Source organism: Marinomonas sp. 63XJN7_9_ISO-PGPR-S23-217 (assembly GCF_056173515.1).
In genome coordinates this window covers 5,310,560-5,334,576 of the sequence record NZ_CM149678.1, presented here as the reverse complement: position 1 = coordinate 5,334,576, position 24,017 = coordinate 5,310,560, and the positions used below count along the sequence as shown (strand labels likewise).

The 24,017-nt window shown below is 45.7% G+C and carries 18 protein-coding genes; 10 read left to right on the top strand and 8 right to left on the bottom strand.

The genetic code is table 11. The features are described 5' to 3' along the window. Window positions 1-2 precede the first annotated feature (2 nt). From arnD to AC0VYI_RS24805, 4 genes are read left to right on the top strand one after another with little or no spacing between them, the layout of a single operon-like run. Entirely contained in the window at window positions 3-920 is a 918-nt protein-coding gene (arnD, locus tag AC0VYI_RS24820; RefSeq protein ID WP_475446277.1) for a 4-deoxy-4-formamido-L-arabinose-phosphoundecaprenol deformylase, read from the top strand. Continuing rightward, entirely contained in the window at window positions 901-2,556 is a 1,656-nt protein-coding gene (gene arnT / locus AC0VYI_RS24815; RefSeq protein ID WP_199477678.1) for a lipid IV(A) 4-amino-4-deoxy-L-arabinosyltransferase, read from the top strand. The genes arnD and arnT overlap by 20 nt, the downstream gene beginning before the upstream one ends. Next, the gene (locus AC0VYI_RS24810) at window positions 2,553-2,876 is read left to right on the top strand and encodes an SMR family transporter (protein WP_475446276.1); all 324 of its coding nucleotides are present in this window, start codon (window positions 2,553-2,555) and stop codon (window positions 2,874-2,876) included. The genes arnT and AC0VYI_RS24810 overlap by 4 nt, the downstream gene beginning before the upstream one ends. Beyond that, a complete protein-coding gene (locus AC0VYI_RS24805; RefSeq protein WP_199477680.1) occupies window positions 2,873-3,271 on the top strand; it encodes an EamA family transporter in 399 nt (132 codons plus the stop codon). The genes AC0VYI_RS24810 and AC0VYI_RS24805 overlap by 4 nt, the downstream gene beginning before the upstream one ends. A gap of 116 nt (window positions 3,272-3,387) precedes the next feature. Here the strand turns inward: AC0VYI_RS24805 and AC0VYI_RS24800 are convergent, their stop codons facing one another. From AC0VYI_RS24800 to gmk, 4 genes are all read right to left on the bottom strand, one after another. Beyond that, on the bottom strand, window positions 3,388-3,774 hold the full coding sequence (locus AC0VYI_RS24800; protein WP_475430230.1) for a RidA family protein: 387 nt from the start codon (window positions 3,772-3,774) through the stop codon (window positions 3,388-3,390). A 128-nt stretch (window positions 3,775-3,902) separates the two neighbouring features. Continuing rightward, on the bottom strand, window positions 3,903-6,017 hold the full coding sequence (locus AC0VYI_RS24795; protein ID WP_199477682.1) for a RelA/SpoT family protein: 2,115 nt from the start codon (window positions 6,015-6,017) through the stop codon (window positions 3,903-3,905). A 62-nt stretch (window positions 6,018-6,079) separates the two neighbouring features. Beyond that, complete coding sequence (gene rpoZ / locus AC0VYI_RS24790) at window positions 6,080-6,304, bottom strand: DNA-directed RNA polymerase subunit omega (protein ID WP_199477683.1); 225 nt, start codon at window positions 6,302-6,304, stop codon at window positions 6,080-6,082. A gap of 58 nt (window positions 6,305-6,362) precedes the next feature. After that, window positions 6,363-6,986 carry a guanylate kinase gene (gene gmk / locus AC0VYI_RS24785; protein ID WP_199477684.1) on the bottom strand — a complete coding sequence of 208 codons (624 nt, stop codon included), beginning with the start codon at window positions 6,984-6,986 and terminating at the stop codon, window positions 6,363-6,365. 449 nt (window positions 6,987-7,435) lie between these two features. Here gmk and AC0VYI_RS24780 point away from each other — a divergent pair, with 449 nt between their 5' ends. From AC0VYI_RS24780 to AC0VYI_RS24770, 3 genes are all read left to right on the top strand, one after another. Continuing rightward, window positions 7,436-9,649 carry a bifunctional diguanylate cyclase/phosphodiesterase gene (locus AC0VYI_RS24780; protein WP_475446273.1) on the top strand — a complete coding sequence of 738 codons (2,214 nt, stop codon included), beginning with the start codon at window positions 7,436-7,438 and terminating at the stop codon, window positions 9,647-9,649. Between the two features lie 30 nt (window positions 9,650-9,679). After that, on the top strand, window positions 9,680-11,515 hold the full coding sequence (locus AC0VYI_RS24775) for a sensor histidine kinase (protein ID WP_475446271.1): 1,836 nt from the start codon (window positions 9,680-9,682) through the stop codon (window positions 11,513-11,515). A 127-nt stretch (window positions 11,516-11,642) separates the two neighbouring features. Continuing rightward, complete coding sequence (locus AC0VYI_RS24770) at window positions 11,643-13,274, top strand: methyl-accepting chemotaxis protein (protein ID WP_475446269.1); 1,632 nt, start codon at window positions 11,643-11,645, stop codon at window positions 13,272-13,274. A 145-nt stretch (window positions 13,275-13,419) separates the two neighbouring features. Here AC0VYI_RS24770 and AC0VYI_RS24765 read toward each other — a convergent pair whose 3' ends face one another. Then, window positions 13,420-15,432 (bottom strand): LTA synthase family protein, encoded by a 2,013-nt coding sequence (locus tag AC0VYI_RS24765; RefSeq protein ID WP_475446266.1) that lies wholly within the window; start codon window positions 15,430-15,432, stop codon window positions 13,420-13,422. A gap of 240 nt (window positions 15,433-15,672) precedes the next feature. Between AC0VYI_RS24765 and AC0VYI_RS24760 the strand changes: the two genes are divergently transcribed. Next, window positions 15,673-16,533 carry an AraC family transcriptional regulator gene (locus tag AC0VYI_RS24760; RefSeq protein WP_475446264.1) on the top strand — a complete coding sequence of 287 codons (861 nt, stop codon included), beginning with the start codon at window positions 15,673-15,675 and terminating at the stop codon, window positions 16,531-16,533. 20 nt (window positions 16,534-16,553) lie between these two features. Here the strand turns inward: AC0VYI_RS24760 and AC0VYI_RS24755 are convergent, their stop codons facing one another. After that, window positions 16,554-17,756, bottom strand: coding sequence for an MFS transporter (locus AC0VYI_RS24755; RefSeq protein WP_475446262.1), 1,203 nt, complete (start codon window positions 17,754-17,756; stop codon window positions 16,554-16,556). A gap of 36 nt (window positions 17,757-17,792) precedes the next feature. Between AC0VYI_RS24755 and AC0VYI_RS24750 the strand changes: the two genes are divergently transcribed. Then, window positions 17,793-18,656, top strand: coding sequence for an AraC family transcriptional regulator (locus AC0VYI_RS24750; RefSeq protein WP_233407896.1), 864 nt, complete (start codon window positions 17,793-17,795; stop codon window positions 18,654-18,656). Window positions 18,657-18,751: 95 nt separating this feature from the next. Here AC0VYI_RS24750 and AC0VYI_RS24745 read toward each other — a convergent pair whose 3' ends face one another. Together AC0VYI_RS24745 and AC0VYI_RS24740 are read right to left on the bottom strand one after the other, a co-directional pair. Then, a complete protein-coding gene (locus AC0VYI_RS24745) occupies window positions 18,752-19,840 on the bottom strand; it encodes a methyl-accepting chemotaxis protein (RefSeq protein ID WP_475446260.1) in 1,089 nt (362 codons plus the stop codon). Between the two features lie 586 nt (window positions 19,841-20,426). Further along, a complete protein-coding gene (locus tag AC0VYI_RS24740) occupies window positions 20,427-20,603 on the bottom strand; it encodes a kynureninase/PvdN C-terminal domain-containing protein (protein ID WP_475446258.1) in 177 nt (58 codons plus the stop codon). Window positions 20,604-20,740: 137 nt separating this feature from the next. Between AC0VYI_RS24740 and AC0VYI_RS24735 the strand changes: the two genes are divergently transcribed. Then, the gene (locus AC0VYI_RS24735) at window positions 20,741-23,881 is read left to right on the top strand and encodes a DEAD/DEAH box helicase (protein WP_475446256.1); all 3,141 of its coding nucleotides are present in this window, start codon (window positions 20,741-20,743) and stop codon (window positions 23,879-23,881) included. Window positions 23,882-24,017: the final 136 nt, after the last annotated feature.

Below are 24,017 nucleotides of genomic sequence, written 5' to 3'. Positions count from 1 at the left end.
CAATGAGAAAAATTGGCTTACGAATAGATGTCGACACGCTGAAAGGCACGCAAGTCGGTGTCCCTAAGTTATTAGAAATACTCGATAAGCATGATATTACAGCGAGTTTTTTCTTTTCCGTTGGGCCAGACAACATGGGGCGCCATTTATGGCGTCTCATCAAACCCAAGTTTTTGATTAAAATGTTGCGCTCCAATGCGGCAAGCTTGTATGGGCTGGACATCTTACTGGCGGGTACTTGCTGGCCTGGTAAGGTGATTGGTAAACATGCCGCGACGCCCATTCGAGACTCGCAAAAACAAGGTCATGAAATTGGTTTGCATGCTTGGGATCATCATGGGTGGCAATTGAATACTCAGCGCTGGTCTGATGCCAAAATGTTAGACCACCTTCAGCAGGGGTATGACCGTTTAGGTGATATCTTAGGTGAAGCGGTGCGTTGTAGTGCTGCGCCTGGATGGCGTGCGGATGCTCGTGTGGTTGAGTTAAAAGAGCGTTTTCATTTCGATTACAACAGTGATTGCCGTGGTAGCGCGGCATTCTATCCACGTTTGCAAAATGGACAAGCAGGGACGGTTCAAATCCCTGTCACCGTACCGACCTTTGACGAAGTCGTTGGAACGGCTTGCGATATGGACGGATTTAATCAATATATCTGCGATGCTCTGGAAAAACAGCCGTTTCCCGTTTATACGATTCATGCGGAAGTGGAAGGCATTGTGATGACAGAACAGTTCGAGCAATTATTAGCGATGTTTAAAGCACGCCAATGGCAACCTGTGACGTTAGCGGATTTATTGGCAGAACAGCCTGCAAACATCGTCACTGACGTGAAGCGAGACAGCCTATTTGGGCGCGAAGGTTGGGTTGGTTGGCAAGACTCTAAGAGCGAGGAAGTGTATGCGCCCAGTTCCCTATAAATGGATTTTAGTATTTGGTTTTGCGTTATTGTATTTGTTACCCCTTGGTTGGCACCCATTGTGGATGCCAGATGAAACCCGCTATGCGGAAATCAGCCGAGAGATGCTCGCCAGTGGTAACTGGGTGGTGCCGCATTTTATGGGCCTGCATTATTTTGAAAAGCCGATTCTCGGTTACTGGATGAACAACATCAGCCAGTTGCTATTTGGTCATACAAATTTTGCGGCCCGTTTTATGCCCGCGTTATCCATTGGTTTAGCGGCGCTGATTACTTACCAATTTGTTAAAATTGTTCTGAAAGATCAGCGCAAAGCGTTTTATTCTGCGTTGGTGTATTTGTCCTGTCCTTTGGTGTTTGGGGTGGGGACTTATAATGCACTAGATGGCCAGTTAACTTTTTGGATGGCGGCGTCTTTTGCGAGTTTCTATTATGCGACCCAAGCACAGACTCGTCAGGCTTTAGCATGGCGCTATTTGCTGTTTGGGGCGTTTGGTGGAGCCGTCTTTTTAACCAAAGGTTTTGTCGGGCTGGCACTATTAGTGATTGCGCTTGTGCCTTTTATGATCCTGACTCGCCAGTTTAAGCAGGTACTTGTTTATGGCTTGTTGGCGATTTTAGCTGCCGTTCTCGTTGCGTTACCCTGGAGTTTGGCCGTTGCACTTAAGGCGCCTGATTACTGGCACTTCTTTTTCTGGAATGAAAATATTCGACGTTTTGATGCCTCGAATGCCCAGCACCTCAGGCCTTTCTGGTTTTACCTTCCTGTATTGTTGTTGGCGGTTTTTCCTTGGACGTTTTTGGCTCCTAAAGCGATTCTGCGCAATTTTACTGATAAGACTCATAAACACTTCTTCTTGTATCAAGTGCTTTGTTTTGTCTTGCCGTTCTTATTGCTCTCCATCGCCAAAGGCAAACTACCTACCTACATTGCGCCCTTGATGATGCCACTGGCCATCTTGATGGGTTGTGGTTTGGTTGAGTTGTTAAAGGAAAAGCATCGAGCGATTAAGTTTTCCGTGTGGGGAAATGCCTTAGGATTTGGTGGATTTGGTCTCGTATTGTTGCTAATGCAATTCAATGTGGTTGGCAAGGTAGAAGGCTATGGCCCCCATGAAATAATGCGCTTTTGGCTTGGCATGGCGATTTTGTTTGGCTGTGCTTTGGTTCCTTTGTTGGGTCTTATTAACATCAAGAGAGCTCCCATGCTTTTGGCGTTGGCGCCCATGGCATTGTTTATTTTGCTTCCGCTAGCTTTGCCTATGAAGGTGGTAAACAGCAAATTGCCAGAGGTCTTTTTCAGTCAATATGTTCAAAAAGTGCAACCAGATGCTTGGGTACTCTGTAACTCTGTTGCGCTTATCGGAGGAATTGGCTGGGAATTAAAACGCAGTGACATTGACCTGCTAAATGGCACGGGCGAATTGAGCTATGGTTTGGATCACAGTAGCAAAAAACGTCGTTATACCTATCAGGAATTCCGCGATGATTTGCCGAAAAAACGTCAATCTCAACAAGTTGTTTTAGCTTTGGAGACTGATAAAGACAGTGCGAAATTGTTAGCGAGACTGCCAGTGCCGACGGAACAGTATCATGCCGGAAGGTTTTACCTGCTAGTGTACGCGAAACAGCCATGATAGTGGTGTTAATGGCGCTGACGTTACTGCTGACTTGTATTGGTCAGCTGTTGCAAAAAAGCGTTGCGACCCGCACAGATCATAGCCATCAAGTCTGGTGGCTATTGGCGATTATTGGTTGTTTAGGCTTGGGGGCGGTCTTTTGGTTGCTGGTGTTGCAGCGTCTCCCAGTTGGTATTGCTTACCCTATGTTGAGCTTGAACTTTGTGTTGGTGATGGCGGCTTCGCGCTGGTGGTTTAAAGAAACCGTGAGCCCTCGCCAGTGGTGTGGTGTGCTCTGCATCATCCTTGGGGTAAGCCTATTGGGAGGCTATGCATGAGGTCTTGGTTCGCGATCATTGCAAGCCTATTGCTGGTGACCCTCGCACAGTTGTTGATGAAATCCGGTATGAGCGGCATGCCTGTGGTTTCCCTCAATTGGCTCCTGACGGAGGGGAACGGCGTTGCGTTGTTGCAAAGTCATCTTTCTAACCTTGTCCGCGTGTTTTTTGGCCTGATGTGTTATGGACTGTCACTGGGTTGCTGGATGTTGGCATTGAAAAAAATCCCCCTATCGGTGGCCTATCCATGTTTAAGTATCAGCTATGTGTTGGTGACATTATTGGCTCACTTCGTGTTTGCCGAGCCATTATCCTTAGTTGTCTTGCTGGGCAGTGTATTGATCATGCTCGGGGTCAGTCTGATTACCTACAAACCTGGTCATAGGGCGCACTAGGGAAATATATTTCGCCCAATAGCACTAAAAAAAGACGCTGCGGCGTCTTTTTTTAGTGCTATTGGGCATTTGATGTTAGCCTAGCTCTTAGCCGACTAGGGTCATAAACAAGACGCTTAGTCTTCTAATACCATAATGCCTTCGATTTCTACTTGTACGCCTTTTGGTAGGGCACGAACGCCCATTGCGGCACGAGCAGGGAAGGGTTGTGAAACGAATTGCGTCATCACTTCGTTCACTGTGGCAAAGTTACCCAGATCTGTCATGAAAATATTGAATTTCACCACGTCTTTCAGGGAGCCGCCAGCGGCTTCACACACGGCTTGCAAGTTTTTGAAGACTTGAGTGGTTTGTTCAACGATGTCTTCGCTGATGATTTCCATGGTCTCTGGGACTAACGGGATCTGACCAGATAGGTAAACGGTATTGCCAGCACGAACAGCTTGTGAATAAGGGCCAATGGCCGCAGGGGCGTTTTCAGTATGAATGATTTGCTTTGCCATGTTTTCGATTCCATTTCAAAATGAGTGGAACTGCGGCATTGAATTCAGGCCGCAGACGGTTTAAAAAGCGTTATTTGTATTCTACTTTATTTGAATAAAGAGTGAGAGAAATAGACGTCTCACCTTATTCAACGACCAACGATGGTTTCTCTAGAGACTTTTTCAACACAGCGCACAGCCTTGATACGGCGCATCACATCGGCCAAGCCGACACGACTTGAAATAGTGATATTCAATCGTAGTCGACTAATACGGCCCCGTTCAATAATGTCTAAGTTGGACACTTGATAATCCGTGTCTGTGATCGAGCTGGCGATTTTGGCGACCGCACCACGTTCGTTAACATAACTGACGATCAGACTGATATTCAACTCTTCTTCAATATCTTTACTCCATGCCATGCGGATGAAGCGTTCTGGACTCGATAGATGGTCCTGAATATTGGGGCAGTTTAAATGGTGAATGATAATCCCTTTATCCACTTGGACATAGCCGACAATAGGGTCACCAGGGATGGGCGAGCAGCATTTCGCATAAGAAATCAGCATGCCTTCTGAGCCGTTCACCTTGAAGGATTTTGGTGTCACCAAGGTGTTTTCATCATAGTCGGGGAATAATTGTCGTGCGACTAAGTAACCAACGTGTCGGCCTTTGCCTATCGACTCCAATAAGTCATCCATAGAGGCAAGTTGATAGTTATCTAAAACCTGGGCTATTTGCTCTTTGGTTAAGTCTTCAATGTTGGTTTTAAATGCATTGAGAGAGCGTGTTAACAAACGATAGCCGATGGAAATGGCATTTTCGCGTTGTTTACCTTTCAAATAATGACGAATATTGGTACGTGCTTTCCCGGTAATCGCAAAGCTTAACCAAGCCACATTGGGTTGAGCATTTTTGGCGGTGATGATTTCGACCGTTTGCCCACTTTCTAGCTGAGTACTCAGGGGGGCTAAGCGACGGTTTATACGACAGGAAATACAGGAATTACCGATTTCAGTATGGACGCCATACGCAAAGTCGACAGGCGTGGCACCAGAAGGCAATTCGATGATTTTACCATTCGGTGTAAAAATATAGACCTCGTCTGGGAAGAGGTCACTTTTCACGTTATCGACAAATTCGATGGCGTTGCCTGCTTTTTGTTGGATTTCCAGTAGGCTTTTTACCCATTTTGTTGCACGGTCATGATTACTTGGGATCGCTGAGTTACCGCTGAACTTATACGCCCAGTGGGCGGCGATACCATTGTTGGCAACTAGATCCATCTCCTCGGTTCGTATTTGCACTTCCATCGGCAAGCCATTGCTACCTAAGACCGTGGTATGCAACGATTGATAGCCATTGGATTTCGGGACGGCAATGTAATCTTTAAAACGCCCTTCAATCGGTTTAAAAAGAGAGTGAATCACGCCTAGAATGCGGTAACAACTATCGTGGCGATCCGTGACGACACGAACTCCTAAAACATCCATGATCTCCCCCAAAGAACGGTGTTTTTTATCCATTTTTTGGTAGATGCTATAGATGTGTTTTTCGCGGACACTAATGGTCGCTTCGATGTAATCGGCTGCCAGCTCAGATCGAATAAAGTCTTCAAGCTTTTCCGTGTCTTTGGTGCGTTGACCATATTTTTTATGAATGGCACGCTGTAGCATGCGAGCCCGCATAGGATAGTAAGCTTGGAACGCAAGAGACTCTAAGTCGACACGCACATTGTACATACCAAGTCGATTGGCAATCGGGGCGTATATATCCAATGTTTCACGGGCGATGCGACGCTTTTTATGGGCTGGCATGGAATCTAGCGTGCGCATATTGTGGAGCCGGTCTGCCAGTTTCACAAGAATAACGCGAATGTCATCCGCCATGGCCATGGCCATTTTTTGGAAGTTATGCGCTTGTTTTTCGATTTGGCTGTTAAATTCTAGGTGGGTTAGTTTACTAACACCATCAACGAGGCTGGCAACGCCTTCGCCAAATTGCTCAGTTAAGGCTTCGCGGCTAATGCCCGTGTCTTCAATCACGTCATGAAGCAGGGCCGCCGTCAGGCCGTCACAATCCATACGAAGATCAGCAAGGATCTGCGCAACAGCAAGAGGATGAGTAACGTAAGGCTCGCCGCTTTTACGCCATTGGCCGTCATGGGCCTGTTCTGCGTAATAGTAGGCGCGTTTTACTTGAGCAACTTGCTCATAGGGTAAATACTGACTTAGGGTCAGCGCTAATTCTTCAATGGTATACATCGCTCACCTTACAACAGCAAATAATAAGCACGACAGCAGTGGTATGAGCGACACCATAAATTCTAGAACTCGTGGATAGGTTGCTTTTGCTTATCAACGTTATGTGCGTTGATCAAATTTTCAGCTATCTCACGCAGTGCAACAACGGTCATTTTGTCGTCTTCAATGGCAACTTTCGCCTCTTCTCCACCAGTGGCAAGCTGACGTGCACGTTTGGATGCCACCATCACTAATTCAAAGCGGTTATCAACGTTCTCTAAACAATCTTCTACGGTAACTCGAGCCATATTGACCTCTAATGTGCGGTTATCTAGTTATAGATATGTCATTCTACTTAAGGGCTTCTTATAATGACAAGAGGTCATTAATGAGATTGCCATTTTTTTGTTCGATTAGACGGGTTTTAGCGCGCATTGCCATAAAAATGGCTTGCATGGTCGCTAAAGCGCTATCGAAATCATCATTAACGATGACAAAGTCGTACTCTTGATAGTGAGACATTTCATTGACCGCTTTGCTCATACGGCGAGAAATGACCTCTTCTGAATCGGTTCCTCGTCCTTTTAGCCTTTCTTCCAGTACGCTTAAAGACGGTGGTAATATAAACAAGCCTATGGCATTTGGATACAAATTGCGAACTTGTCGTGCCCCTTGCCAGTCAATTTCTAAAATGACATCTAAACCTTGCTCTAGCATATCAAAAACAGACTGTTTTGAGGTGCCATAAAAATTATCAAAGACTTGAGCATGTTCAAAAAACGCCTTCTGCTCAATCATGACATTAAATTCATCTACACTGGTAAAGTAATATTCGCGGCCATGCTCTTCTCCTGTTCGAGGTGCTCGGGTTGTGTGAGATACCGAGATACGCACCTTGTCGTCTGCCTTTAATAAGGCTTTGTATAAAGACGACTTTCCGGCCCCAGAGGGGGCTGACAAGATAAATAAATTTCCAGTATGTTGTTCCATAGGAGGTAATAGAAACTCTTCTTTTCGGTTTAAATGGATTAATGAATCAATGGGTTAAGGAAAGTTCGCATAGGGTGTTTTGGAACAACCAGAGTGCTTACAGGAGTGTCCGTCATTAGGACTCTGTCAGAGCCATCTCACGTCTCATAACTTGTCCATACCTAATTTAAAGTACTATACCATAGAAGCTTCTTTGCTAGGCCTATTGTGTACGATTTATCCATAATTTTTTGTTACCGTGAGTGCTGAGCTTGAGTTTTTTTGTTTTCTCAAATGCGCGATGAGCTTTTTACGCCACAGCGTTTAGAGAGTGGCATAGAGCCTTTTTAATAAAGACTATGGCTGGCTTTACTGTACAAAAGTTAAGCATTTCACGCTGGACAATCATCATTTGCCGTCTATGCTTTTTCTAGTGCCACTACTTTTGTGTCTTGAACAAGGACTGTTTAATGGGTGCCTTACATAATGACCTAACCTCTACTTTTCAGGAAACATTACCTTATTACAAAGTGTTATCCGTAGAGGACGATCTGGATTATCAAGCGGCGTTGCTGACTCCTATGTCGTCATTGAAGTTCAATGGTAAGGGGGTTCAAATACTGACCGCAAACTCGGCAGTCAGTGCCGCAACATTGTTAGCGCAGCATTCAGATATCAGTGTGATTCTTCTGGATGTGGTGATGGAAACCGACACAGCGGGCTTGTGTTTGGTCAACACCATTCGTCAAGAGTTGGGGAATCATTTAGTCAGAGTCGTGTTGCTAACGGGTCAACCCGGCATGGCACCGGTTAAAGACATTATGAATGAGTATGATATTGATGACTGCTGGAGCAAATCCGAGCTTACTCATGATCACTTGCAAACCATTATATTAAGTAATTTACGCACTTGGCATCATCTTAATACCCTGCGTGAAGCGCGCCAAGGGTTGCAGTTCTTGGTGGAATCGACACAACGTTTGGCCAAACGACAGGATATGATTCCCTACATTCAGTCCGTTCAAAAAGAAATCACCCAACTCTTTCCCTGCCATAAAGGCTGTGTAGTTTGTGCTTCTAATGTGAAGAATCGCCTGCATCTTGACCAGGCCCTAGTGATTGCTGCCTGTGGTGAGTTTGAATCCTTTTTGCACCAGCCTTTAAACCGTATTTCTCAGAATGAGGCGCTATTGGCGGGCATGAAGCAGGCATTTGAAACACGCTCTCATGTGTTTCTTGAGGATAAGTGCGTGTTGTATTTTGCCAATGAAGAGCTGGGTGACGATGAATACATTATCATCGTCACGTTATCGCGTCGCCTTGCAGGTAATGAGACGACGTTACTGAAGGTCATGAGTGAAAACATCAGTGTTGGCTTTCGTAATGTGGCGCTGCATGGAAAGTTATCCGAGTTAGCTTACTTCGATATCTCGTCTGGTATGTACAATAAAAACTGGTTAGCGCGAGAGTTACGCCATATGTCTGAACTGGATAAGCAGAGTGCGCAGCTTGTGATGTTTCAAGTGGACGACTTTGCTCATAAGCAGACCGCATTTGGTTTGGCGTTTGGACAGCAACTCATGCAGATGCTGTATCTACATCTGTGTGAGCACTTTACTAAAGGGGTTGAAATCGCACTTACCGAACGGGATACCTTAGCCATTCTGATTCGGCGTTATCCTACGTTTGATGAAACCTCTCTAACCCCGATAGTGCATGCGTGTTTTAACTTTAAAAGCAGCCTTCATACCGTGGACATGATCGCAGGGCTGGTGAAACTAGCAGATTTTCCCCATTTTACCCCAGAGCAACTGATTAACGCGGGAGAGTGTGCTGTAGAGCATGCTCGTCAAAATGGTCGTCACTTTTTGGTTTTCAATGAAAAGCTGGCGTCATCCATGGTTAGGCGTTATGGCCTGTTAAATGATTTGCGCCAAGCTATCCTTGATAATAAGATCAGTATTTTTTTACAACCTAAAGTCTCTTTGAAAGACGGACGTTTAGTGGGGTTTGAGGCTTTGGCTCGTTGGAAACATAAAGATGGGTATTTCGTTCCCCCTGATCAGTTTATTCCCCTCGCAGAAAGCTGTGGTTTGATTGGCAAACTGGACCATTGGGTGATGCTTTTGTCTTGCCGTGCGGTATTATTTTTAGAAGAAAATGCCATTCATTTGCCCATCTCTGTGAATGTTGCGGGGAGTGAATTGTTAAGAGCGGATTATTTTGATCGGTTGATTGCGCTGTTAGAACAAGAAAAAGTACCGCCAAACTTAATTGAATTAGAGATTACCGAAACTCAACTTATTCAAGAAAAAGTATCGTTATTTCCACGTCTGGAGTCCCTGAAAAACTGCGGTATTCGCATTAATGTAGATGACTTTGGTACGGGCTACTCCTCCCTAGCGTACCTATCCTCCTTACCCGTTTCCACATTGAAGGTGGATCACAGCTTTGTTTGGAACATGGATTACTCCGAGAAAGATCAAAAAATACTTAAAATGATCATCGACTTAGGCTGCTCTCTCGATCTGAAGGTCATCGCGGAAGGTATTGAAACGCAAGAACAATATCAGAAATTGCTAACGTTAGGTTGCCATGAAGGGCAAGGGTATTTGTTTTGCCCTCCTTTGCCCATCTCTCAGGTGGTGAATTGGGCAAAAAGTTATATGGCGTCGCAACAGTAAATGAGGTGGGGGACGAAAAAAAATTATTATTTGCTGACCTGTTGGGCCTTTCTTCTGCTCATTATTATCGTGATTGCATGGCGTAACTACGAATTATTAAAAAACCAATATATTAGCCAGATTCGCCTAGACGAGACGGAAATTTTGTCCCGGGGCAGTAGCCTGTTTAATCGAGAATTAGGGCATTTAAAAAATGTCACATTGTTTCTACGCAACAGTGTGGAAGCCAAATTATCGTCAATTGATCCAAATGATACGCCGTTATGGCGTCAGTCGGTGATTGATACTTTTTCTCAATTCGCGAATATGTCACCCCTGATTTCTCAAGTGCGTTGGCTGAGTCTGGATGGGCAAGAGCGCATCCGAGTGAACCGGGTAAACGGAGAATTATCGGTTGTTAAAGAAGAATACCTTCAGAGTAAAGCAGGTCGGTACTATTTCCAACAAGTCAAGAGGGCGACAGGAAATCATGTTTATATCTCGCCCATCGATCTCAATATTGAAAATGGTCAGATTGTCACGCCCATTGAACCAACCGTTAGGGCCGCGATTATGCTGCAACCGCAATATAAAGGGATGTTGGTGGTGAATTACCATTTACGCAGTTTGTTTGACAGTTTGCGAGCTTTAGCCAATAACCGTGTCTTTTTGGATGTGGTGAGTCCCACAGGCGAATGGCTGATTAGCCAAGAGAAACCGCTTGAATGGGCTCAGACACTGAATTCGTTATCATTAGAAAAAAGTATGTCATCTCGATACCCTAAGGCATGGAACACCTTGACGACTGACGGCTTTTTTGCCAGCTTCATCTATGCAGAGCAAGTCTGGAGTGGCATGAAGGTTCTGACAGACGAGGATCCATCGTCGGTGACGCAAGATGAGTCCAGCTACTTATATTTCATCGCCCGTTCTTGGCCACAAAATTTGATGGTCAAGAGTCATACTTTGCTCGCTTATACCTTTGTGATTGGTTTTTTATGCTTTGTGGTGTTAGCTGGTCTGGCTTGGTGGCAAATAGAAGCCTATTACAAACGCCAAGCACTGCTTTTGGCCTTGGAAAGTGAAAAAGTCCATTTAAAAAATACCAATAAAGAGCTTAATACGGCCAATCAGCGCTTGGTTTTATTGCAAGATGAACTGGTTGAAAACAGTCGACTTTCCTCTTTAGGCATGATGGTGGCTGGGTTAGCCCATGAAATGAATACCCCATTAGGTGGTGCTAAGATGGCATTGTCTTCTTTACAAGCTCTGTTGACGCGAGACGAAGCTGATTTCGCTCACTCAAACTACCGTTCGATGATTCATTCACTGCAGATTACGGAAAAGAACCTGATGCGAGCTATTGAGCTCGTCTCAAGTTTCAAACGCCTAACGTCCAACCAAGCGGCACAAGAGAGTGTTTCCTTCCAACTGCATCAAGTATTAAACGACTTTATGACGACCTTTCGTCCGAGTCTAAAACAACATTCTAATATTAAAATTGAGGTGGACTGTCCTCAAGACATTCGTCTGCAAAGCCATCCAGGCGTATTAACGCAGGTGATACAAAACCTAGTCGATAATGCATTAAGTCATGGGTTTGATGAAAATATGACGGGGACAATTCTTCTCAAGGCGCGTTGTCAGACCGGGTTGCTCATCTTGATGGTGCAAGACAATGGCAAAGGCATTGCCCCAGAGATGAAAGAAACGCTCTTTAATCCGTTCGTGACGACTGGCCGTTCCCGTATGCACACAGGACTGGGACTGTATTTGGTGCGTCAATGGGTTTATAAATTATTGAAAGGGCGTATTGATGTCACCTCAGAGTTGGGCAAGGGAACCTGCTTTACTCTCACCTTTGGGTTGACTGGGGAAGAGACATGAGGCGTTTGTGTCAATTTGTACGCATGATATAAAAAAACTATAAAAGCAATTTTTATAATTTCATTTCATAATCTATAAGGTTTCTTGATAATCGCTCCCATTATCAACGTCGCGAGGGGAAGCGATTATGTTATCAAGAATATCCATTGCCAGAGCCATGCAATGGGGCTTTGGTGTCGCCATTACCATGGTGTTGGCTTTAGGCATCTATCTTATAGTCGTGATCAGTAACGTTCGCGATCAATTTAATACTTTGGTCACACATAACTTACAAGTGCAATCCGTTCTCTCGGATTTGCGCTTTTACACCGTCACCTATCGGCGCTTTGCCTTGGATTATGGGCTAACAACCAGTGCTAGTGCACATAAAGACATTCAAAAAACCATCGATGAAAATGATGAGAAGGTTGATGCGTCTCTGGATCGTTTCAGCACAGTAGCGGATACACCTGACATGAAAGCCTTTATGGAAACGGTGAAGTCTCGCATTAATGCGTACCGGGGGATGCAAAACAACTACCTTTCTTTAATTGACCAAGGGAAAATCGATAAAGCTCGAGTGGAAATGCTAGGGCCAATGCTCGACCCGTTTAACACAATTGTGGACTCTCTTAGTGAGTTACAAGAACAGTTACTAACGCAAGGTCTCAAGATGAAAGAAGATGAGTCCCGGGCCATGGGGCGGGCCATCTTTACTGAAGCGATGGTTGGGGGGATTGTGTTGTTGTTTTTGATGGTGTTTGGCGTCTTGCTGACTCGCAAAGTGAACAAACCTTTGGGGCTGCTGGTTGAGCAAATGAATACGGTTGAAAACGGTGACTTGCGCACTCGTCTGGACTTAACACAATTTGCTGACGATGAGTTAGGTCGTGCCGCCCATTCATTTGATCAAATGCAACAAGGCATTTATCGACTTGCTGAAGGAGTGCAACATAACACGCAGACCGTCGAGCACATCAGTCAAACCATGCTAGAACGGATGTCCAACACCACAATACGTTTGGAGCAGCAAAAAAGTGAAATCAGCTCAGTGTCATCGGCTATGTCTCAATTACAGAGCAGCTTTGCTGACGTCGCCCAGCATACGGTGACCGCCGCGCAAAGTGCCGCCGATGTGAAAGAGCATGCGACCAATAGCCGAGAGGTCATTCAAGCCTCTTTGAACCAAACAGAATCTTTGTCTAATGCGATTTCGCAAGCGTCTGTGGTCACTCAAGCGCTGAAAGAAGACAGCGCTGGGATCGAAATGATTTCTCAAGTCATTCGTAACATCACGGATCAAACCAACTTGCTGGCACTAAATGCCGCCATTGAAGCCGCCAGAGCCGGTGATGCTGGACGAGGTTTCGCCGTCGTTGCGAATGAAATTCGTTCTTTGGCGCAAAAAACGCAAGATTCTATTGATGAGATCAACAAGACCATTGAGGTGATTGAAAACCATGCTGAGCAAGCCGTTAGCACAATGGAAGTCAGTCAAACTCAAATGCGTTCAGGGTTAGAAAAAGCCCGCAGTAGTCAAGAGAGCATTGGACATGTGATGGCCTCTTCGACAACCATTGATGGTATGGGCCAGATGATTGCGGCTGCCACCGAGCAACAATTGATTGTGGCGAAAGAGTTGACGCACAGTATCAATGAAATCCACCAAGTGTCTCAGGACATTCACCGCAGCGTCCATGACACTGAGCGACTCAGTGAAGAACTGAAAGAAGCCAGTGTGAGCTTAAGCCGAGTGTCTTCGCGCTTTCGACTAAGATAACGGGACTTAGAAAAAGACAGAGCTTGAGAAAGATAGAGCTTGGGAATATAGGATACCCAGCGGTTAATTTAATGACCTTGTCATATAAAACCCCCAGCGACTTATATGTCGTTGGGGGTTTTTAAATGCCTTTTAGGGGCATTCTCTAGTGCTTAATCGGACTGCTGCTCTTATCCGTAAACCCTTTAACCTGTGAGTTTAATTGCCAGCGTAATAACTCAGGCAAGGCCTTTTGGCGCTCCTGCTGTTGCTCGCTAGGCACCATGCTCTTGGTTTTCGTTCGTAGCCCAGTGGCCGTAGCCCACGGATAAAAAGCAGGGTTACCGCTCATCGGGTAGGCACCATTTTTATCGATCCATAAGGTGACGTTGTAGCCAAACGCACGGCTTGGGTCGTCCACTGGCGCCAGCATATTTCGACCTGCAATGGCTTGATAGGGCGTATCCGATAAACTGAGATTGTACAGTGTTGGGAAGATGTCTTTATGAGAACCTACCCGATTCGGATCGTACGTCCACTTCGTATGGGCAAGAATCGGCTTGGGGACATGCAGATAGAATGGCACCGCACGATCAAGCACTTGCTCTTGTGGATAGAAGGCATTCAGACGCCGCATCTGGTGATCCCCAGTGCTGGCGATAATAGTATGGTCGCCAGCCGGAGACGCTTCTACTGCGCTGACAAACTGACCAAAGGCATCCGCCGCAAACTGGTAGGTTTCCAGTATATTTTTTTGCGACGCTTTAGTATCCGCCGAGTGTTTTAGCACTTCAGGGGTGAGTGCATAGGGCGCGGGATGATAGCGTTTCGGTGTCTCATAGGGGGGATGGTTGGTAATGGTCAAAATGGTAATAAACAGCGGCTTTTTGCTTTTTTCGCTGAGTAATTTTTCTGCCAAACGGAAAGCGTAATCATCCGGTACGCCCCACGCTCCCAATTCTGAGGCTGATTGTGGGTACATTTCCATTAGCGTATTTTGATCATACACCTCATCGACGCCTTGTCTTGGTAAGTAGTTCACCAAATTACGCCACGCCATGTTGCCCGGGGAAATAAAAATGGTTTTATAGCCGGCTTTTTTGTACACATCGAATGGTACGCCGTGCAGCGTCACTTTTTGTTCCGAACTGTGGCTGATGTTTTCAAATGGGCTGTGAAACAGCATCGCGGCCAGAGAGGGGGCTGTGCCATTGTCTTCGGATAAAAAGCGTTTAAAAACAAAATCTTCTTTAAAGTGTGGACGCAGATGGCCGAGCAAATCATTCACTCCAGGTTCATCAAAGTCCAGCATGTTACTACCGAAGCTTTCCATCACTGTCATTACCACATTGGGCTTGTGTTGCGCTAACCAAGGGTTAACTGGAGTCCGTGCATCCAGCCCACTAATGCCTAGTTGTGCCTCTAGGGCTTTTCCTCGTTCATGACTGACAGGCGCGAAAGACTCGTCGGCCTTTTTATCATTAATGGCCCAATCCAGTGCCATAAAACCATTTGGAGATAGTTTATTCAGAATCAGTAACTGGGACACCTGGGCATTACCACGGCGTAAAGGAAAGGTGCCGACACTACCTCGAGACGCAATGGCAAGTACGATGGTGGCAATGAGCAGGTAAATAATAAAAATCCCCGTGTGCCAATGCTGTCGTGCTTTATCTCGCAGGGTGTGTTTGGCAAGGCGAAAGGAGATATAAGCCAATAGCAAACCGCACAGCACAGCGCGAATAACAGGGTAATCCTGCCAAATAGTCAGTAAGACGTTTTGCGTGTCATCATTGACGATACCAAAAGCGAAAATATCAAAATGGTTATGGTAGGTCTGGTAATAGTAAAAGTTACTGATAGTGACCATCACCACAAGAAACATAATGAGCCCCATCAAATAGGGGCTGATGGCCTTTAGCACTCGCCATGTGAATCGATTCGCACAGAATAAGAAACCAACTAACAAAAAAGGCGACATGAACAGACCACCAATACGCAAGTCGTAGCGAACCCCAATGGACCACATGCGGGTAACATCGTCACTGTGTTTTGCTAACTCAGCAGGGACGGCGAAATAGTGAAGCATAAAATAACGCCCCGTCATTAATACTAACGCGATAAAAATGACTTGGATCGCTATTGTGACCAATAATGGCCGCATTCGACTCTGATACATCGTTGTGACTATCCTAAAATACACAAATAAGGGCCGATTATACCACTCAATAAATGGACCGTGCCGAGATAAAAAGTCGCTAGCCGTAGCGAAAATCTTGCTTCTTGCATATTTAAAGCGAAAATTACGCAAAATGAGCGGTACTATTTTGATCGGGCATGATGTATCAAAATACGACATACTTCTCACCATAACAGTGGCTTATAACAGCAGGTGATGATCAATCGAAGGAGTGAGGGAGTGGATGCGAAGGCGCGTTATGAAAAACGTATGCAGACGGTGTGTCAATATATATATCAACATCTTGATGAGGTGTTAACGGTGGAGATATTAAGTGAGGTCGCGCATTTCTCCAAACATCACTTCCATCGACAATTCTCTGAATACATGGGCATCAGTGTATTTAAATTCATCCAGCAATTGCGTTTGAAACGGGCCTCCTATGAGTTGGTATTTCGCCCTGAAAAGCGCATTGTGGACATTGCCATGGACGCGCAATTTGATCATCCCGAATCCTTTTCCAGAGCCTTCAAAAAAACCTTTGGTCAGTCGCCGAGAGCGTTTCGCCAAGAGCCGAATTGGCTCAACTGGCGGCAGGAGTGTCCAGTGACTGACAACCAGATGGAGCAATCCACGCAGGTGAATATTGTCGAATTTACCGAAACCCCCGTAGCGGTATACGAGCACCGTGGGCCGTTCGGCCAAATAGTGGCCTCGTCTTCTGCCTTTCAAGCCAGTTTGAAACGCATTGGCATCAACCCGTTACTAAAAGGTCGTTCGTTTGGTCTGGTGTACAACGACCCAAAAGAAGTGGCCCCGGAAGATTTTCGTTATGACCTTGCCGTTAAAGTAACGCAACCGATTATTGAGAACGACGAAGGCATCGTCAGAAAAGTTATTGCGGGTGGGCGCTGCGCGGTATTGCGCCACTTAGGCTCTCGGGACAACCTTGATGACAGTGTTCGAACCCTTTATGGAGCGTGGTTGCCAAACAGTGGTGAAGAGCTTCGCGACGCCCCCTGTTTTTTCGCCTTCTTGAACTCCTTAGCGGACGTTGCCGAACACGAACTGATCACTGATATTTACTTACCACTAATATAGACGTTGCTAATACTGCTAATCTAGCCATTGTGCTTGGGGCTTGCCATCCAGCCTAATCCCATCCAAATCAAGCCAATCATCAGCATGACATAGAGAGGCGCGGTCCAAGCTTGCTGCCAGTCGTAAAGGGCACCTATCAACACTGGGCCAATCGCCGCCAGTGTATAGCCAATTAACTGAGCCATGCCAGACAGCGCCGCGGCTTGTTTGGGGCTGTGGGTTCTTAAACTGACAAACGACAAGCCTAGAATAAAGCCCATACTGATACCAAACCCGAAAGACACCGACCACAGGCCAGACCAGTTGGGCGCGAACAACAAGCCGGTCAGACTTAAGGTCGTTAGCCCCGTGGCCAATAAGCATAATCGTCTATGGCTTCCTAAACGATGGATAAATGGCGCCAAAATCAACGAAGGCATGGCCCCGGCCAACTGCAAATAGCCTTGATAGAGTCCGGCGGTTGCATCGCTATAACCATGACTCATTAAAATAGTCGGCACCCACGCCACGACAATGTAATTCAACAACGAGTTGACCGCTAAAAAGCCGGCCACTTGCCAAGCCGTAATAGAGCGCCAAACGGACGTTGAAATATCCACCGGATTAGCTTGCGGTGTTTGGTGTTGGGTGATTTTACAACTAAACCACACCACCAAAGGAAACAGAATCAACAGGCTTTGACAGCCTAGAGCAAACGACCAGCCACTCATAGGCAAATCGAAAGTAGGCTGCTCCGCATACAAACTTAATGGCACGGCAAGGCTCGACATCAAAAAGCCACCGATACTCATCATCAATACGTAGATCGCCGTCAGTTGAACCACATAATGAGGAAACTCACGTTTTAGCAAACTCGGTAATAGTACATTGCCGATGGCAATCCCCGCACCAATAAATATGGCTCCGATATACAAGGTACTGATCGAGCCAAAGGTACGAATGATCATGCCAATGGCGATTAACCCCACGCCTGATGCCAAAATACGCTCAATCCGGAAATGACGGGTCAACCAAGACGCCACTGGTGCAAAAAAGCCAAACGCTAACAATGGCAAGCTGGTGAGCAAACCAGACTGGGAGCTACTTAAATGCAGATCGGCACTGATTTTGTCTAACAAGGGTGGTAACCCCGTCACCGGTCCGCGCAGGTTTAATGCCACCAAAAAAATAAATAACAGTAAAAAGGCCGCATCGTGCTGGGCTAGGCGTTGTAATCGTTTCATGTGTCTATTCAAAAGCAGAGAGGGAAAGATTGTTGATTGGCTATTATATGGGTTACTCTGCTTGCAGAATTGAGACGTTTGGACAATAAATTGCGAAATACAGACAAAACCATTTTTGAATCCTTCACCGATTTGAGCTTTGCCGATCACTATCCTCATCGTGTTTTGGTATTGCGCTCCCAATCTGTGCCCCATCGCGAAGAAACCCCTTGGCACCAGCACCAAAAAGCGCAGCTAGTCCTACCTTTAACGGGGGTTGTCACCAGCTTTATAGAAGACAAAATGTGGCTCGTACCGCCCCGCTGTGCGGTCTGGATTCCCAGCAATGTGATGCATCGTAATCAGATTTCCCCCCATGCTGACGTCTGTATGCTCTTTGTCGACAGCACCGATTTAGCTTTACCTGAGGCCGCCTGCACCCTGACGGTGACGCCTCTGGTTCGTGAACTGATATTACACCTACATAGACAACAAGATGATGACAAAACGGATCCCGCCACCGATCGACTGATTGACGTCTTACTCGATCAATTGATCCAATTAGAGCGAGAAGAATTTGATTTTCCCATCCCCGACGAACCGATCCTTAACCGACTCGCCCTAGAGCTTATTGCCAGACCCAGCGAAAAACGCACCCTAGGTGAATGGGCCAGTGACTTTGCCATGAGCGAACGCACCTTAGCGCGTATGATCAAACGCCACGTACAACTCACCTTCGGCCAATGGCGCAGCCAACTCCATATTGTCCTTGCCTTACAAAAACTCGCCACCAACATGCCCATCCAAACCCTTTCCGAAGAACTTGGCTACGACTCCGTCAGCGCCTTCATTACCTTCTTTAAAAAAGCATTGGGCAAATCACCAAGACAATATCGGATCGAGCGATGGGGGAGGGAGTGACGTTGTGTCAGGGCGTCACTCCCTCATTTAAGTAAGGGGAAAAGTCTGTCTTGAAACGACTGGGCTTGCTCGCTTTTGAGACATCTTTTTAAAGGTTAATGCCTTTCAACTTTCTGAAGCAAGTATTGGGTCACTGCGTCTAAGTCTTTGAGAATATTGCTAATAGTTGAATCCATGGTATGGATTTTATCTAAGTAGACTTGGTGATGTGTATTGCTTGCTTGCTGCTGAAAGGCGTCTTCAAACAGGGATTGGCCCTGTTGAAAGAGTGCCGTTAGGTCGTGTCCTGTTTGTTTGAAGTGGTTATTGTTTCGGAAGTCGTACTCATTATCTTCACCGTCAAAATACCACTGGCCGAACTGGCTCTTACGGGGATCGAATTCATCAGGGGAGGGCGTTTGATTATTGAGGTACATTGCCGACCATCGGTGTTGCAGTTTTACCATTTCTAATATGCAAGAAGAGAGGTGTCCATAGGCCATGGCTTTGTAGGCAGAATGAATGATGTTGCTGGTTTGCTCGGTAGACTGCTCAAAAGAGCGCGTCACAGTAGAAGAGGTGTTGTGAAGGGATTCGGTTCGTTTGCTTAAGTCGTCGATGCTTTCTTCTACTTCTTCGGTGCTGACTTGAATGCGCTGTACCAGTTCGCTAATTTCTTCGCTGGATTCTCTAGAGCGTTTGGCCAATTCTCTGACCTCGTCAGCTACGACGGCAAAGCCTCGTCCGGATTCACCGGCGCGAGCCGCTTCAATGGCCGCATTGAGCGCTAATAAATTCGTTTGCTCGGATATTTTATTGATGATGCTGGCAAAGTTATTGATTTCGACGGCCAGGGATTTCAGCTCTTTTACGGATTCTAGGCTATTGGTCGCTTTACTGGAGATCTCAACAATGGAAGCATTCAATCCTGCTAACTGAGTACAGCTGTGCTCAAGCTCATCGCTGGTGCCTGCACACTCACTCATGGGTTCAAAAAGTTCCTCTGAAATCAGCTGAACCCGTTGCCCTAGCATGGTTAATTGATCTGCCGAGGACGTTACTTGCCCCGCTAAAATGTCTTTTGAAATCGATGCATTGGATGGCGAGACTTGTGCTGACAACTCTGCTATCTGTTGATCTTTTTCTCGTAATGCTTGGTTTAACGCCTCATTGCGCTCTTTTAATAACTCAAGCTCATTGTTCATGTCCTGATGTTTCTTTCGGGATGTGTTCCAAAACATGGCGGTATCCTCAAGCGAATAGTGTTAAAGCCGAAAAGGCTCATTATGCACATAACGAGGAGGTCTCTTTTGACCCCTCAACTATATGACGGTTATAAAGGGAAAGCGCTTAACAGATTTTTATTGGTAAATGTGAACATTTATTTTTAAGCATTATTTTTATTATTTGAGAAAGACTTTCATTTATTGTGCTATATCATTGTAATATTTTTTTAATATTATCAATTTATACTGGAATGTAGCGTGTTTTGGAAGAGTCGTTTGACCTGTTTTGCGCACGTTGAACAACGAAGGAAGCGCTTAGGCTAAGTAACGAGTCTGCAAACACTTGGTATATAAGTGATTATTCACCTTGACGGTGTTATTTGCAATGGCAGTGATATGAGAAAGAAGAGCGGGCAGATCCGATCACTTGTCTTAACCGCTATTCTAATTGCAAATATTCGTGAACATTTCGGTGGGAAGGGCGTCAATACATTTGCGTTATGACGGGTTCTGGAAGCCCCATTTGCGGCTGCCAGACTTTGAAAACACTGTTTGGATGAATAAATCAGGTCACCGCCGTCAGCTTTTTAAACTCGAGTCGATCCCATTCTTTTTGCTCCATGATATCTTCCAATACTTCAATGCAATCCCAAATATCGACGTAGCGAAGATACAAAGGCGTGAACCCAAATCTAAGAATATTCGGTGCTCGGAAGTCACCAATCACATTGCGAGCGAACAAGGCTTGCTGATGGCAAAGCCTTGTTCGTGCACTAAAGACACCTGACTGCCTCGAATGGATTCATCTGGTGAAACAAGCCATAACGTCGAAAATCATTTGGTGTTATTGTATATCGAAGAATTATCAAAAGGGACTTTATGCAGCAGTCAGGTATATACGAGCAGCTGATTACTCAGTTGGTAGCAAAGCGTTTAGACCGGAATCGTTTTTACGTGGGGGAACGCGAGTTATCAGCTGCTGAAGCATCGGTTTGGCTATCGCGTTTTCTCGGAAATATCTTGAATTATGCAATTGGCTTGGTTCCATTGGGAGATCAGCAGTTACAACAGCAAATCGAGTTATCGAATGAGTTATTGCTTTGGTTAAAAGAACGTTTACAAGATGATGGCTTAATCGAAGAAAACCTCCTTGATAGCCAAGGCAAAATTCTGACTGCTTTGTATGAACTGGAGAATCCTGTTGCTGCAAATTTAAAACAATATGTGGAAGACATCTTTCCTCTCACCGGGCTGACGCAAAGTGAATTGTTTTGTGGCAGTAACGCAGGCCTATCCCTTGAGTCTGAATTGAAACGAGAGATCTTGTCTGCGGATAAGATCTATTGGTTGGTTTCGTTTATCAAGTGGGCGGGGGTTCGAATCTTCCGCAAAGAGCTTGAGGAATTCACTGCCAGCGGTCGAGAGCTAAAGGTCATTACAACGTCCTACATGGGTGCTACCGATGCAAAAGCGGTGGAGTATTTGGCGAGTTTGCCCAATACCGAAGTAAAACTGAGCTACAATACAGAGCGTGAACGCCTTCATGCTAAAAGCTATTTGTTTCTTCGCAATACCGGCTATCACACAGGTTATATCGGCTCTTCTAACCTATCCCATTCCGCATTGACCAATGGCTTGGAATGGAATCTAAAAATCACTTCACAAGAAATCCCCCATATTATCGACAAATCGTTGAGCACGTTTGAGACCTATTGGGCGTCGAATGAATTCGAGCGCTTTGATGGCGATGCGAGCAGTTCGGAAAAATTAAATCAAGCGTTACGGCAGCAACGTACGGGGAATGATCAAGACACCTCTCATTTTTTTGATATCACGCCTTTCCCTCATCAACGTGAAATTTTGGAACAGTTGACCGTAGAACGAGAGGTACATCAGCGCTTTCGCAATCTTGTTGTGGCCGCAACCGGTACAGGAAAGACACTGATTTCCGCTTTTGATTTTGCTCGTTTTGTGAAGCAAAAACCAAATGCGACCTTCTTGTTTGTGGCGCATCGAGAAGAGATTTTGAAGCAGGCGCGAGTAGCATACCGCGGCGTATTACGCGATGGCAGCTTTGGTGAACTTTGGGTTGGTGGTCATTCTCCAGCGCATTATCGTCAGTTATTTGTTTCGATTCAGACGCTCAATAACCAATTGGATCAGCTCAAACTTACATCAGACTTTTACGATTACATCGTGATTGATGAAGTGCATCATATTAAAGCGAATATCTATCGTACTGTGTTGGACTATTTCCAGCCGAGCTTATTGTTGGGCTTAACGGCGACACCTGAGCGTCATGATGGCGGTGATATTTTGGCCGACTTTGGTGATGTGATTGCTGCTGAGCTACGTTTGCCGGAAGCCATCAATCGCCGTCATTTATCTCCGTTCCAGTATTTTGGTATTGATGACGATACGGATTTAAGATCGATCTCTTGGAGTCGAGGTCGCTATGATATTACTCAGCTCACCAATCTTTATACTCACAACCAAGCTCGTTTTGACAAAATACTGCTGAGTTTGCAGGAGATCGTTACCGATATCAGCCAAATGAAGGCATTGGCGTTCTGTGTTAGCCGTGAGCATGCAAAGTATATGGCGAGCCAATTTCTACTTAAAGGCATTAAAGCGGATGTACTAACCAGTGATAACAGCGATGAGCGTCAACAGAAGCAACAGGCGATTCGTAGCGGAAAAATTAATGTATTGTGTGTCGTGGATATATTTAATGAAGGGGTCGATATTCCAGAAGTCGATACCTTGCTGTTTTTACGACCAACGGAAAGTCTCACCATCTTTTTACAGCAGCTTGGCCGTGGTTTGCGCCTAGCTGAAGGAAAGGAATGCTGTACGGTATTAGACTTCGTTGGAAACTCACGACCAGAGTACGATTTTGCCAACAAATTTAGAGCGTTGGTCGGTAAAAGCCCGAAAGCGATCAGTGAGGAAATCAAACAAGGCTTCCCTCATGCGCCGTTAGGTTGTCGAATTGAGCTGACGAAACGCACCCAAGAGATGGTACTGAGCAACATTCGACAAGCAACACTTACTAAAAGCCGTCTGGCGGACATGATTCGCCAATTCCCACAGTATTCTACCTTGCCGCTGACGTTGGCGAACTTTCTCGCACAGCATCTGCATATTGATGTCAATGAGCTCTATAAACGCGGTAGTTGGCTAGAACTAGTGGCGAAATCCAAGGATGAAGTCAAAGAAATAGGTGCAGATAATGACGTTTTCAAAATGCTTAAAAAGGCCATACACAACCGTATCTTAGGGTGTGATGATCATGCGTATCTGGGCTTTTTGAAGCAGCTATGCCAAAGCAATTTTGCAATCACGGACACTGCAAATCGGCAGGAGCTAATGTGTCATTATGATTTCTGGCAAAAAACGGGACCAGATGCAGGCTTCGAATCAATTGAGCAAAGCTTGAAGGTACTGCACCGCGTGGGCGTTACAGATGAACTGCTCGATGTAGTGACTTGGCAACAGGCACAAACCAAACATGAGCAACCTGAAATGCCGGACCTTGAACACGTGCCGCTGAGGCTTCACGCCCGCTATGCCCGCGAGCAAATATTAGTCGCGTTCGGCGCAACCACATTTGAGCGTCAACCGCCTGCACGGGAAGGCGTGTTTGTGATCAAAGAACAAAACATCGAGCTGCTTTTTGTCACGCTCGACAAAAATGAAAAGCAATTTTCACCGACTACTATGTACCATGACTACGCCATCAACGAATCGCTGTTCCATTGGCAATCACAAAACAGCGCAAGACCTGATCGCGGACGTGGTTTGGAATATATCCAGCATCAAAAAATTGGCAAGCGTCTATTTTTGTTTGTGCGAGAACAAACCCAAGACGAATATGGCCGCACCATGGGCTTTGTTAACTATGGAGAAGTGGAATACGTGTCTCACACCGGCTCACAACCTATGAGCATTACATGGAAACTGCAAACACCCATGCCACACTTTATGTGGCAACAGGCCGCGAAACTGGCGGTGGGGTAGGGTGTTCATTGAGAAGGCTACTCTAATGATGGCCTTATTCTATATTTGGACTTGCTCTATGATTTACTCAATCAGAGCTTTCAGCTCCACACGCGGCTTTGGATAGTCCCGACGACGATAGGTTTTGACGGTAGAG

Bases quoted from the DNA above. Each gene is read 5' to 3' on its own strand.
- AC0VYI_RS24735 (WP_475446256.1), top strand. From the start codon at position 20,741: ATGCAGCAGTCAGGTATATACGAGCAGCTGATTACTCAGTTGGTAGCA.
- AC0VYI_RS24800 (WP_475430230.1), bottom strand. From the start codon at position 3,774: ATGGCAAAGCAAATCATTCATACTGAAAACGCCCCTGCGGCCATTGGC.
- arnT (WP_199477678.1), top strand. From the start codon at position 901: ATGCGCCCAGTTCCCTATAAATGGATTTTAGTATTTGGTTTTGCGTTA.
- arnD (WP_475446277.1), top strand. From the start codon at position 3: ATGAGAAAAATTGGCTTACGAATAGATGTCGACACGCTGAAAGGCACG.
- AC0VYI_RS24780 (WP_475446273.1), top strand. From the start codon at position 7,436: ATGGGTGCCTTACATAATGACCTAACCTCTACTTTTCAGGAAACATTA.
- AC0VYI_RS24745 (WP_475446260.1), bottom strand. From the start codon at position 19,840: ATGAACAATGAGCTTGAGTTATTAAAAGAGCGCAATGAGGCGTTAAAC.
- AC0VYI_RS24770 (WP_475446269.1), top strand. From the start codon at position 11,643: ATGTTATCAAGAATATCCATTGCCAGAGCCATGCAATGGGGCTTTGGT.
- AC0VYI_RS24805 (WP_199477680.1), top strand. From the start codon at position 2,873: ATGAGGTCTTGGTTCGCGATCATTGCAAGCCTATTGCTGGTGACCCTC.
- rpoZ (WP_199477683.1), bottom strand. From the start codon at position 6,304: ATGGCTCGAGTTACCGTAGAAGATTGTTTAGAGAACGTTGATAACCGC.
- AC0VYI_RS24810 (WP_475446276.1), top strand. From the start codon at position 2,553: ATGATAGTGGTGTTAATGGCGCTGACGTTACTGCTGACTTGTATTGGT.
- AC0VYI_RS24765 (WP_475446266.1), bottom strand. From the start codon at position 15,432: ATGTATCAGAGTCGAATGCGGCCATTATTGGTCACAATAGCGATCCAA.
- AC0VYI_RS24795 (WP_199477682.1), bottom strand. From the start codon at position 6,017: ATGTATACCATTGAAGAATTAGCGCTGACCCTAAGTCAGTATTTACCC.
- gmk (WP_199477684.1), bottom strand. From the start codon at position 6,986: ATGGAACAACATACTGGAAATTTATTTATCTTGTCAGCCCCCTCTGGG.
- AC0VYI_RS24755 (WP_475446262.1), bottom strand. From the start codon at position 17,756: ATGAAACGATTACAACGCCTAGCCCAGCACGATGCGGCCTTTTTACTG.